This window comes from Rubripirellula tenax (assembly GCF_007860125.1).
GTDB classification, from domain to species: domain Bacteria; phylum Planctomycetota; class Planctomycetia; order Pirellulales; family Pirellulaceae; genus Rubripirellula; species Rubripirellula tenax.
In genome coordinates this window covers 1,385,475-1,400,915 of sequence record NZ_SJPW01000001.1, presented here as the reverse complement: position 1 = coordinate 1,400,915, position 15,441 = coordinate 1,385,475, and the positions used below count along the sequence as shown (strand labels likewise).

Genomic DNA, 15,441 nt, shown 5'->3' with positions numbered 1-15,441 from the left:
AGCGTCGCTAACGTGGGGGCAGCAAGATCACCACTGGGCACCGTTCTACCGAGTGATCAGGCCTTCAAATGACGGTGGAATCACGGGAGGGTCCTATTTTCAAGTCTGAGAGTATCGCAGAATCAAGCCTCTGCGGCCAAGGGGCTTCCGGGAGGATCCATCGATGCGTTTTTCGAAGCATTGTTGAGAACCGGCCGCCCAACGTGGCCCTGCGACGCCGGTAAATGCACACCGGTCAATGCACTCCGTCGCGGGTCCAGGTCGGGCCGCCCCTCTCGAGATGCTTTTGAGCCCTCCCCGCGTCGTCGCAAGCTCCTCCGCGACCCTCCCGAGGGAGGGTGAATTATGGAGTTCGGGTTGTGTCGATATCAGAGAGGTTCTGAGGTTTCGGATCACCCAACGTGGCCCTGCGACGCCGTTCTTAGGGTGTACGGTGCTAGCCTCCTGAACTGCATTTGCAGTTCACGTCCCGCGAGCGGAGTCGCGGTTCCACATCGGGTTGCCGATTGCGAGTTCGATTGCGAAACTCGCTATTGCCAACCACTCAGCCGTAGGCAAACGGATTCGTCACCGTCGTCTTCGTAAGCCAACACACTCCGATACAAGCATCACGTGTCCGAAACAACTTCCCCCCGATTTTCTGCCCAAGTGACTTTCTTGGGTACCGGCACCAGCGTCGGTGTACCGGCGATCGGGTGTACTTGCGATGTCTGCCAAAGTGATGACCCACGTAACAATCGGACGCGATGCGCGATCACGGTCCATGTCGGGGAGAATATGATTCTGGTGGACACGCCGCCTGATCTCAGGACTCAGTTGCTTCGCGAAAAAATTCCGCTCGTCCACGCGGTCGTTTTTACTCACGAGCACGCGGACCATCTGTTCGGGCTGGACGATTTGCGGCTGTTCCCGTTTCGATTGGGCGGTCCGGTGCCGCTGTACTGCGAACCGCACGTGGAAGCACGCATTCGAAAGTCGTTTGACTACGCGTTCACCGAGCGAGTTCCGACGCATCCCGGTGCGACGCCGCAACTGGAATGTCGCACGATCGGGCCCGATGAACCGTTCGACGTGCTGGGCGTTTCGGTCACTCCGATCCCGCTGAAGCACGGCCCGAACTTCAACGTGCTCGGATTCCGGTTCGGTGACTTCGCGTACTGTACCGACGCGAACGAGATTCCGCCGTCGTCGATGGAGCGATTGAAAGGCGTCAAGACGTTTGTTGTCGGCGCGCTTCGCCACAAGCCGCATCCGACTCACTTCAATGTCGAACAAGCTGTCGAAGTTGCCCGGCAAGTCGGTGCCCAGCAAACTTGGTTGACTCACATTTGTCACGACCTGGACCACGGGCCGACCACACAGTCGTTACCCGATGGGATCGATTTGGCCTACGACGGATTGCGGGTCGACATTCGCTTGTGAACCGAGCGACGATGTGCCGGTTCACGATATGCCCGACGTGACACATCGATGGTGATCAAGAACTCTTGGCCGGCGACTTCATCGATTGTTGGGCGTTCTGTAAGAACTGCAGCGCCTCGATCGGCGTCATCGCGTTGACATCCAGTTTTTCGACTTGATCGATCAACGGATGGTCCGCGAAGCCGAACAGTGTCAATTGAAATTTGCCGTTGGCGTCGGACGACGAAGCGCCCGGCGTTTGAATCGTCGGCCGATCGAGTGCGTCGCGGTGATCGGCTTCCAATTGGGCCAGCACATCCTTGGCGCGTTCGTTCACTGACGTCGGGATGCCTGCTAAGCGAGCCACGTGGATTCCATAGCTCTTGTCCGCGCCGCCTTGAACGATGCGGTGCAAGAAGATCACTTCGTCGTTCCATTCCTTGACCGCCACGTTCAGATTGGCGACCCGCGGAAGTGATTCTTCAAGCTGGGTCAGTTCGTGATAGTGCGTTGCAAAGAATGTGCGGCAACCGATTTGTTCGTGCAAGTGTTCGGTGATCGCCCACGCAAGCGATAGCCCGTCATAGGTGCTGGTTCCGCGACCGATTTCGTCCAGGATCACCAAGCTGCGCGACGTCGCCGTGTTCAGAATTCGAGCTGTTTCGACCATTTCGACCATGAACGTACTTTGGCCGCGGCTCAGTTCGTCGCTGGCGCCGACGCGTGCAAAAATGCGATCGGCGATGCCAATTTCGGCGCTCTCGGCCGGCACGAATGAACCGGCCTGCGCTAGCAGCGTGATCAACGCGACTTGTCGGATGTACGTGCTCTTGCCGGCCATGTTCGGGCCGGTGATCAGCAGGATCATGCCGGCTTCGGGCGACTGGATACAGTCGTTGGGCACGAATTCGCCCTGCGGCAACGTCACGTCCAATACCGGGTGCCGACCGGCTTCGATCTTCAAGATGGAATCGTCCGTGATCACCGGACGCACCCAGCGACGAGTGACCGCGATCTCGGCAAGCGACGCCAACACATCCAATTCAGCGATCGCTGCGGCGACTTCCCCAAGGACCGCGAGATGCCGATGAGTCTGCGCGCGTAGCTCTTGAAAAATCAATTGCTCGCACGACGACGCTTTATCGTCGGCCGATAAGACTTTCTCTTCGTACTCTTTCAACTCCGGCGTGATGTAACGTTCGCAGTTCTTCAGCGTCTGTTTACGAATGAACGATTCGGGAATCTTGTCGCGGTGCGAGTTGGTGACTTCCAAGTAGTAACCGAACACGCGGTTGTAGCCGACCTTCATATTGATGCCGGTTTCGTCCATCTGCCGCTTCTGGTACTCGGCGATCCATTGTTTACCGCCCTTGGCCAGTTGGCGCAGTCCGTCCAGTTCTTCGCTGTACCCGGCACGGATGAAGTTGCCGTCGATCGCTGACAACGGGCAATCATCGGCCAGTGCCGTTTCCAACTGTGACCTCAGTTCCGGACACAGGTGCAATCGAGATTCGATCGCCGCAAGTCGCTCGCTCGATCGTTGGGTCAAACGTGCCTTCATTGTCGGTAGGCTGGCCAACGTTCGCGCGACCTGTTGCAAGTCTCGCGGTCCCGTTCGACCGGTCGCGATTCTTGCCAACAAACGCGTTAGGTCGAATGTTTCTTTGAGCGTGCCGCGCAGGTCGCCGCGTAGTTTTCCGTCGTTGGTCAACTCATCGACGGCATTCAATCGCGCGCCGATCGCATTTGAATCGATCAACGGTGCTGCGATCCAATCGCCCAATAAGCGTGAACCCATCGGCGTACACGTGCGATCGATCACACCCAACAACGAACCTTCGCGAGAACCGCTGCGGATCGTACGCGTCAATTCCAGGCTGCGCCGCGTGGCGGCATCGATTTGCAAAAAGCCGGTGCGATGGTGGGCCGAGATGCTTTGGAAGTGATCGAGATCGCGGCGTTGGGTTTCCTGCAAGTAAGTCAGCACGGCGCCGGCCGCGCGAACCGCGGCGGTATCGTCCGCTTCGAAACCGAAACCTTCGAGCGATTGGACCGAGAACTGTTTGCACAACGTTTCTTTGGCCGCGTCTTCGGCGAACGACCACGCCGGTCGCGCGGTCCACGACCAAGACGCCGAAGTGTCGGGCGAAAAGTGGACGTCGTCTTCGCGGTAGATCACTTCGGCCGGTCCGATTCGGGCCAACTCGTCTTCGATGCGAGACTGGGGGAACGTTCCGGCTTCGAAACGGCCACTCGAAAGCTCGGCCCACGCGATCCCGACTTGCGGCGGCGTGCCATCTTTCGATTTCTTTTTGTCGCGATGCAGGCACACTGCCGCGACATAGTTCGCTTCGCGAGGATCTAGCAGACCGTCGTCAGTCAGCGTTCCGGCACTGACGACTCGCGTGATTTCCCGCTTGACCAAACCCTTGGCGGTCTTGGGGTCTTCCATCTGTTCGCACACCGCGGCGCGATAGCCGGCGCGAATCAGCTTTTGAAGATACGAGTCGAGTTGGTGGTGCGGAAAACCCGCCATCGCGGTCGGGTTATCGCTGTCCTTGTCGCGGCTGGTCAGGTTCAATCCCAACACGCCCGCCGCGACTTTGGCGTCGTCCAAAAACAATTCGTAGAAGTCACCCATGCGGAAAAACAGCAATGCGTCGCCGCATGCTGCTTTGGCCTCATGGTACTGTTTCATCATTGGTGTCATGCCCAGGATCGTACCCCAGGCGAAGTCGCCAGGACAGACACAAGGGCGCTGAAAAACATGACAAGACCATTTCGCCGATGACGATCGTTCGGCCTGGATAATTTGATCCGTCGGCGGCGTCAATGGCGTCGCGATGGCAGGCAGATCGTGTCAGCGAGGTCGACTACATTTCCGAATAGGGTTTCGGCACCAGCACGAACTTGTCGATGCGGGTGACCGTGCCCTGGTATTTCGGGACAACCTTCAACGTTTGCCAATCCGGATGGACTTGAAATGCCTTCCACGCTTCGATTCGAGCGGCTTCGCTGGGGTACATCGTTAAATACGTCAGGCTTGGCGTTTGCGGTCCGATGATGGCTTGCCCGATGAAAATCGGGGTGATTTTGCAGTCCAGGAAAATGGGGACTTCGCCCGAGTTGAACATTTCGACTTTCAAATGGCCAAGCCGTTCGTTGGGGCTTTCGTAAATCCGCAACTCGTAAACTCGATCGTCATTGGCCAGCGATCCGTCGGGCACAACCAACTGGGGCATGCAATCCATCGCGACCAACAATTCGCTACTGATGCGTGCGAAGGGTGATTTTCCTGGGCCGCGATCCAGGTATGTCTTTGCATCGGTTTGAAATTGAGCATCGGCTTGCACTTTGGATTCCAACGACGCGATCCCATCGGCGCTATCATGCGGGACCACAACGATGATTCGCGGGCTGCCGGTTTCGTCGTTCGACGCGTTTGCAAAGACTCCGACGGGGCCGACGCCGTGTCGCTTTAGTGCAGGCAGATAGGCGGTTTCCAAGTATCCGTCGATCGCACTGGCATCGCCCTTTTCACCAAGGACGTAACTGCGGACTTCGTAGTACTGGTGCGAATCTGCGGCCAAGGCAGGAATGACCGCAAAAGCGGACAACATGAACAACGCAAGAAAACGATTCATTGTCGACTCAATGGAGGGAGGGGGAACAACCCGGCGCGGGCGCCGATTCACCGGACATCATACCCCGAAGCGCGTCGGCGGAGGCAACCGAGCGACACCGGCAAACTGCGATCCGCTCGGAAGCGGGGTTTGCCCCTGTCAGCCTGTTGAAAAAGGGGTCTGACCCTTTGGAGACGTTGCTGCAGCATTGTGAATTCGAAACGTCGGAGAGGGTCAGACCCCTTTTTCAACAGTCTGCTATGCGTTCTCGTCGCTCAACAAACGCAGTGATTCGTCCACATCAGCAGTCGAGGCGACGGAATCGTTATTCGCCCATGAGGCAATCGCGTCGTCGTCGCGGGACAAGTCACGCTGCCACTGGACAAACATCGCGTCTCGCGGCTGATTGGGCGACGAATCGGCCGCGGGCGTGCTGGAATCGACGGCGATTTGAAGCCCGCCGGTCGGTTGGTCAAGTCTCTGTTGAATGGGCGTTTGTTGCTCCGGTGCAGGGATTTGTTCGCCTTCGCCTTCACCGCCCACGGTTCCGCTGGGCAATTCATCTAGCCGATTGAGAACCAACAAAACATCCAACGCAGTGATGAAGCCGTCGGCGTTGACGTCGTAACAAAAGCCCATGCCGCCCGATCCCACTGGACCCGGTCCATAAACGTTTAAGTAGTTGATGATCGCCAACGCATCGGCGGCCGTCACCGATCCGCCGTGGTCGACGTCGAAGGGATCGTTGCGGTTGTGCAACGGCGTTTCGTTGGGAAGTACCGCGATGATGAAGGTTCGCTCGATCGACGCGAACTCGCCTTGTGAATCCGTTGCCGTGATCACGACTTGGATTTCCGATTGGACGGCCAGTTCGACAAATACGTCCTCTTTCAATTTCAGCGTCGTGCCTTCGATTTCAAATCGTTGGTCGTCGACGGTCAAGTCGAAACGTGGATCGGGTGTGCTGCCATCAATCAACACGTCGCCGGCGACATCGCCGAGTGTCAATTCGACGACCGCGTGATCGGTCAGCGCCAGCGTCGACGGTTGCTCGGGGAGATCCCGGACCGTGATCGTGATCGTTTCAGTGTAAGTGCCGCCGGTGCCGAATTCCGTCGCCGTCACGCGAACGATGATCTCGCGTTCGGTTTCATAGTCGACGGCGACGCCATCGGCCAAACGCAAGTCATAGCTGTCGACGATGAACCGGGGGTCGTCGACGGTGAACGTGTGAAACTGTTCCTCGTCTTCGTCCAGTACCTTCAATTCAGTGACGATGTCACCGGGGGCATTTTCAAACACGAACGCTTCGGTGGGAGTGATGCCCGTGATCGGATCATTCGCGTCGGTGACTTGAACGGACGCATTCTCTGAAATCGTTTCGCCCGTCTCGGGGTCGGTGCCAGTGATGATCAGCGGGATGAGTCGCTCGTTTTCGAAGTTGATGTCTCCGCCGATGAAAATGATCTGGCCATTCTGTTCGCCGAAACGTGGATCATCGATCGCGATGATGTGTCCACCACCGTCCACATCGATCACTTCGACCGTTCCGATGGGCGTGCCGGCGGCGATGTCTTCGCGGATCGGACCGATATCGACGTTGATGTCGATGGGCGGATCGGCCACCGGGGCGACATTGATGGTCAACGTGTAAGCCTCGGAAACCGATTGGCCATCATGCAACACGACCGTCACCGAATCGGCGCCGTTGAAATCGGCCGATGGCGTGTAAGTCAGCGAGCCATCGGTTCGGAATTCGGCAATGCCGTTGGCGGCCGCGCCCGTTTGAACCAAAACATAGGCGTCGCCGTCGACATCCGACGAACCGACGAGCGCTCGCGGTGCGTCGCGATTGAGCGTTTGGTCTTCGACCGCGGAAAAAATCGGCAACTGGGAATAGGTCGGCGCCGCGTTGGCACCCGCCACTACAACACCGAATTTTAGGCCCCCGACATCGGCACCCGCAGCAATCGTGACACGGTGTGACGTCGGTTGATCGAGTTTGATTTGTTGGACAGCGGAATCGCCCAGGACGATCAACGCATCGGGTTGCTGTTCCATGTCGATCGAGGTGACTGAGCCCAGCGTGGACAAATCCAAAGGTATTTCGGCGATCAAATCGGCATCTTGCAATCGGAAGACCTTCAATGCAGCATCGGCCGCCGAATACGCCATCAGTCGATCACGTTCGCCGTCGATCGTGATGGCACCGATGTCGTCGGTGATCGAATACAGCGATGCAAAATTACCGTCGACATCGTGGATGCTGACGCTGCCGTCGGACGATCGAAGGGCGACCAAGCCCGCCGCGTCATCGAACGCCAATAATTCCACCGCGGCGGGAACGTTGATCGGCGATGAGGTGATCAATGTGGATGTCGCGTTGCTCCACAGCGATAGCTCTAGCCCGTCCGTGCTGGACCACGCGAACACTGAACGCACGCCCGTGGCGGACGACAGGACTTGAGTGTCGGCGGGCACGGAAGTGGTTGTCGTCGTGACTTCGATCCGCGACAAGACGTTCGTCGCATCGACGGCGCGAACCGGGATTGAGGCCGCCGACGATGGGTTTGCGACGTGTTCCAGAATCACTCCGTTGCCGTCACCATCGATGGCCAATTGGCCCCACCCGGTCGCCGAAACGGTGACGCCAAAGGCACCGTTGTGAAACGCCAGCGGCGTCACGGTGTCGGAATCCGCATCGACAATCCAAGACTGGTCGCCGGTGATGTCGGATCCAACGACGAGTTGGCGTCCATCGGGCAGCGCTGCAGCGGCAGTCAATTGATTGCCGACGGCAAGGGCGGGCGACGCTTGGGCATCGACCGGGAACGTTTGTGACTGGGTCGCGGCCGCGTTGTACAGGGCGACGCGGTATTCGCCATCGGCCAAGTCATCGAAGCGGAATGTTCCATCCGGCCCCGCCAACGACAGTGACTCGCCGGCGTTCAATTGGCCGTCGGCATTCGTGTCCAGGTAGATCAAGCGAGCCGCCGCCGCGACTTCGCCGGAGTCCTGGGCCATCGATCGATTCAGATCTTCGAAAACCGCACCGGTGATGGCGGCCAGCACCCGTCGATCGGTCAATCGTTCGACGTGCAATCGGCGGCGGATGTCGAGGCGATGCTGGCGAAGACGTTTGGGGCGTTGGGCCATCTTGAATATCGACTGGGTTGATTCGACTTGAGAAGTAGGGAGGACGTAGCGATTCGGTGGTCAGATCAGTTTCTGCAAGGCAAAGGGTCGAATATTTGGCCGTGATCACAACCAAACGTCTGGATTTCACCACTGTCTACGACGTTGCGACGGTTTAAAAAGTTTCCCTCAATCGGGTGGATCCGCGAGAAATCTCGTCTTATTTGGATCACCGATTGTCAAAAAAGCATCCCACCGACACCTTCCGACGATTTATGATACGCGAAGTCGTTCAGGGCACGGACATTTTGTTCGCTCTAGCCCGGCCATTTATCCCCGTTTTCCGCTCGATCGACTCAGCCTCGCTCGATCGGTGAAGTAGGTAGCCGATGTACCGTTTGCAATTTCGATCACACCAACTCGCCTGGATTGCCACGATGTGCGTTGGGATGATCGCATTTGGATCGTTCCACCCATTAGCAGCACAATCGCCCGGCGAAATGGCCGCCGAACAGGCGCGTATGGAAGCCGAAATGGCTGCATCCGCCGAGTACGGGTCCGAATACGAAGAAATGGATGGATACGGCGGTTACGGCGGCGGCTACGGTTCGCCCTACGGCGGCGGCAGCGCCCAGTCGGACGCCACTCAAACGTACTTGGCCGACCTTGTCTCGTTAGTCGATGGATTCAAGCTTTCGCCCTTGTTCGCCCCCGACGCCAATGTTGATGTCCAGACCGGTCCGGTGCTTAGCCGCGAAGCCGATCAAGCATTTGCGGCGGGGAATCCGGCGATCGCGCTGGCGTTGATGTGCGGTCACATGGCGACCGAATTTGACGAGGCTGGTCCCGTGATCGGATCGGTGCAGTTCAGCCCAGCACTGCGCCGTCCGGTTTGGAACGTTCGCTGGGCCGTGTCGATTGCCGTGCGAGGCAGCGAGGATGTTTCCGATCCCGACCCGATCCGCGAAGGTGCCACGACGCCCGGACGACGCATGGCCGGGGGTGGCGGTGGACCGTCGTATGATGATTCCGGTGCCATGGAGGAGCAAATGCAAATGCAGATGCAGATGGAAATGGAAGAAATGAATTCAGCAATGTCGGGCTACGACGATATGAATTCCATGTCGATGACGCCAAGTGCCAAGAAACCCGTCATCAAATCGCGCGACATGCTGAACGCCGAAGCCGAAACGGTGATGTCCGAAAATCTTGGATTGGTTGCCGAGATGATTGCCGAAGAATTCACGAAGCGTTTCACCGCGGGTGACTATGGCCCGCTGTTCAAGAGCGTCACAGCACCCGCGCCGGCGGACCCGCGAGCGTCCATGGTGCGAAGCCCAATCGCGGCGCCGGTCGTGGCCAATCCCGAAATGTCGGCTGAACTGGATGAACTGCTTTCGATCGCACCCGATTCTTTGACGATGTGGAAGCCAGGATTGTCCTACGTCGGGATGGGGGCTTCGGACGAGATGCTGTTGGTTGCCAAGCGTGAAGGGATCGAATTTTTGCTGCATTTCGATGTACTGCTGAAGCCCGGTCGCGGCGATAAGACTCAAAACGTATCTCGATGTCGCATGTTCCATGTCGCCTCGGGCAAGCAAATGGCGTTGTCCAAGGGCATCGACAATTTAGAAGCCGCTCAGATGGTCGGTACAGGTCGTTCGGCCGACGAAAGGGCTTACATCAACGATCAAATTGCCGCTCTGCTGGGTATCATGGATCGTGACACCAAAGCCGTTTCGATGCCGCAGAACCTTTCGGCCGAAGCGGCCAAAGGTCGTGTCGCCATGCTTCTGGGTAGTCCCAAGGCGAAGTCGCTTCACACCTTAGCCGAGATTCGTCTGTACCAAACCATGGGTTTGCTGACGGCGGAAGAGGTTGAGATGGCGTTCGATATCGTCGGCGGCTCAGAAGCCCTGTTGTTCTTGCACGGGCCGCGTGAAGAACGGTTGGCGATGGCTCGTAAGTGGGCTGGCAGGTCAGCGCCGTCCGCCAAGCCATAGAAAAAGATCCTTTCCCTACTCCCCTCCTTTTGTTTCCTCCACGAGATTGACTTGATGTATCGACGACAATTTTTGCAGACTTCCGCCGCCATTGCTTTTGCTTCCGCGATGAGCACCCAGCGTTCTCATGCCGATGAAGCGGCGTCGAGCGAATTGCCGTTCAAGATCTCATTGGCCGAGTGGTCGCTGCACCGAACGTTGCGAGACCCGGCGAGCAAGATCACCAACTTGGATTTCGCTCGAATCGCGAAGCAAGAATTTGGTATCGACGGTATCGAGTACGTCAATCAATTCTTTAAGGACAAAGGCAAAGACGAAACGTACTTGGCCGATATGAAAGATCGCGCCGAAAGCGAAGGTGTGAAGAGTCTGTTGATCATGGTCGACGGCGAAGGCAACTTGGGTGACCCCGACGAGACGAAGCGTTCCAAGGCCGTCGAAAATCACCACCAATGGGTCGAAGCGGCGAAGTTCTTGGGTTGCCATTCGATCCGCGTCAACGCGGCCAGCAACGGTACATACCTGGACCAGATCAAGTACGCTTCGGATGGCCTACGTGCACTCAGCGAGTTTGCCCAACCGCACGGAATCAACGTGATCGTCGAAAACCACGGTGGTTTAAGCAGCAATGCGGCATGGTTGGCGGTTGTGATCGAACGAGTCGGTCTTGAAAACTGCGGAACGCTTCCCGACTTCGGCAACTTCTATATCACGCGCGGCAAGAACGAAGAAATGTTCGATCGTTACCACGGTGTTCAAGCGATGATGCCGTATGCCAAGGCTGTGAGTGCCAAGACACACGACTTCGACGAATCGGGCGAAGAAACGCATACCGATTACGAAAAAATGATGCGGATCGTGCTTGCGGCCGGCTACCACGGATACGTCGGCATCGAATACGAAGGCAGCGGCGTCAGCGAATTCGAAGGCATCAAGAAGAGCCGCGACTTGCTGATCAAGGTCGGTAAGAAGTTGGCCTAATCGGGCCTTCGGCATCGATACCACACCGGGCGTTGCTCTGCGACGCCCGGGTTTACTGCAACGGCGACGCCCGGGCTTACCAGCCTGCTAAAAAAGGGGGGCTGACTCTCTCCGACGTTTCGAATTCACAATGTTTTAGCAACGTCTCCAAAGGTCAGACCCCTTTTTCAACAGGCTGTTACGCCCGCGTCTTGGCGGCGTAGACCTCGGCATACTCGATCGCCCAGGTGTCGATCAGTTGCTCGAACTCTTCCGAGTCGGCTTCGGCGATCGGTACAAAGAAAGATCGGTTGAACAGTTCTCGGTTCATGACTGTCCCTTTGCCCTTCAAGTCCAGCACTCGCGAATCGCTGTACGGGCGGATCATCATTTCCAAGCGACTGTATTGGTTCTCGCGCCGACCAGAAACGATTTTCAAGTCATCGCGATAGCACGCCGCACCCCAGCCGACTTCGCCGAACAGTGATTCCTCGCGGAAACCGGGGAAGTGATCTGCCACTTTGTGGACGGCACGTTCGATACGCTCGGACAGCGACAGCCGAAGCGACGTGTGCATCCGTCGCATCTCATCTTCGCTCATCTCTTTGGCACGCTCGGCCGACGCTTTCTGATCGGCTCGTTTCTGCCCACGCGAGATGGCAGATTCTAGTCGTGAATCGAAGTCGTCACTCATGCTTCAGGCGTGTCCGCTTGGGATGCAGTTTCCGGTGATGACTGCTCGGGTGCAGCGTCTTGTTTGGGCGCGGATTCTAATTTGGGTTCCGGCGTTGGCTCCACTTTGGCATCCACCTTGACTTCTTCGGCCGCGGGGGCCGGTTTATCTTTCTTGGTCGATGGTTCTGGCTTCGGCGTTTCCGTTACCGTCTTTTTGTCTTTGCCGAAGTACTGCATCAGGTCGCCGAACGATCGCAGCGGTTCTTTACCGTCCTGCATTGCGTCGGTCAGCGGTTTGGCGTCGGCCTTGGCGACCACGCGATACGTTTCGGGCTTCTTGCCGCGACCGCCACCCGTCGAACCGCCACGGCGATCATTGGGGCGACCGCCTCCGCCGCCTCGGTTGCCGCCCGATCGGTTTCCACCGCCGCCTTGGCCGCTGCGGGCAGGGCGTGCGTCACGATTCGGTGCCCCGGTCGATTGACCTCGATTCCCGGCCGCTCGATCGCCACCGCTTCCTCCGTCCGATCGGTTTCCACCACGTTGTTGACCGCTGCGTTGTCCTCCACCGTGCGATGGGCGTGTGTCGCGGTTTCGGCGTTGTTCTTCCAGCTCCAGTTCACGCTCAGGCGAGATGGCGCTCAAGCCGACGCGGCGACGTTTTTCGTCAATGCCGGTGACCCATGCGGTGACGACGTCGCCGATTTGGACGGCCTCGTGCAAATCTTCGACATAGGAATCGGACACGCGGCTGACGTGGATCAAGCCGCTGCAATCGGGTGCCAGTTCGACGAACACACCGAATGGCATCACGCCGACAACAACGCCAATTACCGCGTCGCCGGGGCGAAGGCTTTTGGTCGACGGCATCGTCGAAAGAACGGCCGGCGGCGAACCGCTGGCGTCGCTATCGCCGAAGGGATCGCAAAGCCAATGGACGATCTGGTGTGCGCGACGAGTACCGATTTGCCACTCTTTGACGCACTTGTCGACTTTGGCTCGCTCGGGTCGCGGTTGACGCATCGAATCGACGGTGGCACTGGTATCAACGGTGGCATTGGTATCGACGGTGGCACTGGCATCGGCGGGTGATTCGGTTGCGGGTGACTCCGCAGTCGCCGGTTCGGCAGTGGGAGTCTCGCCGGCGGGTGTTTCTTCAACCGCGGACGTTTCATCGGCAGCCGGTTCGGACGGCGCGACTTCTTGAGTCACTTCGGCCGACGCTTGGGTTGCACCATCGGTGGCGTCTTCGGTTTGGGAAGCCGCCACAGGTTCTTCGGCCGATTCGGTCGGCATTGTGAAGTCGGGTGATTTCTCGCCCGATGCGGTGAAGTCTTCGACCACCGTCGGCTTCGCCGTTGTCGCGACCTCGATCGGCTTGATCTCTTCGGTCGTCGCGCCGCTGGTGAAATCGGGCACAATATAGCCCGGCGGTGTCGCCGGTGGCAGTTCCAAGCCCAACGTCGATGCAAGCTTTTTTGCGAGCGGATAGTCGTCGGGATGGATCAGGGTTCCGTCCAGCGATTCGGTGCTGCCGAAGACGCGTAAGAACGGCAACGATTGGCGACTCTCGACGGCGCTGGGCCAGTTCGCGATCTCGCTGATTTTTTCGCGTGATGTGAACAGCTCTTGCCGCCGGGCTTTGTCGATCGCCGACGCCACGTCGGGCGTCAAACCGGGCAATCGGCGGAGCCACGATTGGGGTGCCGAGTTTGCATCAACGCCGCCTCGTGACGCACCGCTAACCATGACGTCTTCCAACGTTTCGGCCAGCGCTTCGTCCGCCAATTCGCGTTGGAACGAACTCAATCGCAGTTTCAACGGGTCGACCTTGGCCATCGATTGGGCCGGTTGTAGCACGGCAAATGCCAACCAGGCTGCGGCGCGGAATCGTCGTGGAGTCGAACGCATTTCCTGGTCTGAAACGCTGCTGCCCGAGTAAGCGTCGGCGCCGCTGCGATCGGCAAGTGTCCAGCGAATGGACTTTTCGGGCGACGCGGCAATCAAATCGCCCAAAGCGATCATCGTTGCACGCCGGGCGGGACCGTTGCTGATCACGATCAAATCGACGTGATGGGTGTGAATCAATTCGCCCATTCGCGCGACGGCTTGGCCGCGTTGGGACGCCGACAATTGGCACGGCAAGTCTTCGGTATGCAACACCCGACCGTCCGCCGAGACGACTGTCGTTGCGGCCGTACGAGGGCCGACGGCATCGATCGACATGACGACTTTGGCATCCACTGGGCCACGGTTGACGTGACGACGCAGATGATCGGCGGTAATCGCAACCAGTCGCGCCGACGCGCGTTCTTGAACGTCATCCCACCAAGCGATTTCAGCGGCTTCACGGATACTCGCCTCGTTCTGCAAGACGATGTCTCGCATTTGATCTTCGAGGTGATGGTTGAAACCGGCGGCCGTTCGTTGAAGCTCGGCAACCAGCTTGCCGGCGTCGTATTCGAAACTGCACTCGGCGACTTGGCTTCGTAGGGCTCGGCCCAACATTACCAATTGAAACGAACTGAGTTTGTCGGACGTGAAACGTTTGCCTTGCAGCGGTTTGAGGACCCCGACCAACCATCGCCGACGGCGTTGCCGTGGCGAGATTTTTTTGGGTTTCTTTGCCGCTTGATTGGCTTTCACAACCACGGCGGGCTTCTCCGCTTCCGTATCAGCAGCGAAGCCGACCGGTGTTTCAGTTTGGCCTTCGGCAGGGCTTTCGGTCGCCGGCGCGACCGCTTCGGTCGCGGGTGGCGTTTCGGCAACCGCGGGCGTTTCGACGGCGGGATCCACCGCAGCGACCTCGGGGGTCTCAGCGATTGGTTCTTGTGTGGCGGCTGCTTCGGCCGTCACGTCAGCGACAGGCGTCGCTTCGGTTTCGGGCGTCGCTTCAGTTTTTGGCGTTGCGACGGTTTCGGGCGTTGCGACAGCCTCGGTGCCCGTTTCCGCGGTCGGGGCAACCGCCGTTGGTGCGGTCGCAGCTGCGTCCGTTTCGGCCGGTTTGGCTTTTTTCTTCTTTTTCTTTTTCGCTTTGGGGGCGTCTTCGTCTTCGCCGCTCACGTGCGGATCGCTGATTTTTGCGATATGGATGCGAGCATTCTTGGCCAGCCAGCGGACCGCGGCGCTGATCACTCGGGGGTCACCGGCCAATCGTTGGACCAATGCATTGTCGAGATCTTCGAATGCCGCATCGACGCTTTCGATGCCCTCGACATTCGACGCGATCGTTGCGAAATCGCTTCCATCGCCCTTGCTAGGGTTCAGAACTCGAACGGCTAGTCGCGTCGCATCGGTCGGCGGTTCGCTGGATTCGTGCTTCAATCGACGGGCCAAACGCGACAGCATGCGAATCGAGTTCGCTTTGCCGATGGCGTAACCGATGGCGGGGTCCTGGAGCGACGTCGCCTGCCAAATTTCGCGAAGATGCTCGCGTTTATCGGCGATTTGCTTCTCAGTCTGGACGGCAGACGACAGCCCCCAGAGGCTCGACTCGTCCAATCCGCCCAGCTCGTCACGCCGATAACGTGCCAAAAACGGCGGCGTGTACCCTTGTTCGAGCAGCGGAAGAGCCAGACGCAAACTTGAAATTTCGCAACGCCCGCGTTGGGCAATTGCTTCTAAATCGACGCTCATACCGAGTC

8 protein-coding genes are annotated in these 15,441 nt (G+C 58.4%); 3 read left to right on the top strand and 5 right to left on the bottom strand.

Annotated elements, in window-relative coordinates; genetic code table 11:
- Nucleotides 1–612: 612 nt before the first annotated feature.
- The gene (locus tag Poly51_RS05200; RefSeq protein ID WP_390621738.1) at nt 613–1,422 is read left to right on the top strand and encodes an MBL fold metallo-hydrolase; all 810 of its coding nucleotides are present in this window, start codon (nt 613–615) and stop codon (nt 1,420–1,422) included.
- Nucleotides 1,423–1,477: 55 nt separating this feature from the next.
- Here the strand turns inward: Poly51_RS05200 and mutS are convergent, their stop codons facing one another.
- The 3 genes from mutS to Poly51_RS05185 all read right to left on the bottom strand — a co-directional run bounded on the left by mutS (nt 1,478) and on the right by Poly51_RS05185 (nt 8,180).
- Complete coding sequence (gene mutS / locus Poly51_RS05195) at nt 1,478–4,111, bottom strand: DNA mismatch repair protein MutS (RefSeq protein WP_146454859.1); 2,634 nt, start codon at nt 4,109–4,111, stop codon at nt 1,478–1,480.
- Between the two features lie 163 nt (nt 4,112–4,274).
- Nucleotides 4,275–5,021, bottom strand: coding sequence for an NIPSNAP family protein (locus tag Poly51_RS05190; RefSeq protein ID WP_390621744.1), 747 nt, complete (start codon nt 5,019–5,021; stop codon nt 4,275–4,277).
- Between the two features lie 261 nt (nt 5,022–5,282).
- Entirely contained in the window at nt 5,283–8,180 is a 2,898-nt protein-coding gene (locus tag Poly51_RS05185; protein WP_146454855.1) for an Ig-like domain-containing protein, read from the bottom strand.
- A gap of 368 nt (nt 8,181–8,548) precedes the next feature.
- On the opposite strand from Poly51_RS05185, the gene Poly51_RS05180 reads away from it, so the two are divergent.
- Nucleotides 8,549–10,162 carry a hypothetical protein gene (locus Poly51_RS05180; protein ID WP_146454853.1) on the top strand — a complete coding sequence of 538 codons (1,614 nt, stop codon included), beginning with the start codon at nt 8,549–8,551 and terminating at the stop codon, nt 10,160–10,162.
- A gap of 54 nt (nt 10,163–10,216) precedes the next feature.
- The gene (locus tag Poly51_RS05175) at nt 10,217–11,143 is read left to right on the top strand and encodes a sugar phosphate isomerase/epimerase family protein (protein WP_146454851.1); all 927 of its coding nucleotides are present in this window, start codon (nt 10,217–10,219) and stop codon (nt 11,141–11,143) included.
- A 178-nt stretch (nt 11,144–11,321) separates the two neighbouring features.
- On the opposite strand, the gene Poly51_RS05170 is transcribed toward Poly51_RS05175, so the two are convergent.
- Nucleotides 11,322–11,816: a hypothetical protein gene (locus Poly51_RS05170; RefSeq protein WP_146454849.1), complete on the bottom strand. Its 495-nt coding sequence runs from the start codon at nt 11,814–11,816 to the stop codon at nt 11,322–11,324.
- The gene (locus tag Poly51_RS05165; protein WP_146454847.1) at nt 11,813–15,433 is read right to left on the bottom strand and encodes a S1 RNA-binding domain-containing protein; all 3,621 of its coding nucleotides are present in this window, start codon (nt 15,431–15,433) and stop codon (nt 11,813–11,815) included. Before Poly51_RS05165 ends, Poly51_RS05170 begins: the two co-directional genes overlap by 4 nt.
- Nucleotides 15,434–15,441 lie beyond the last annotated feature (8 nt).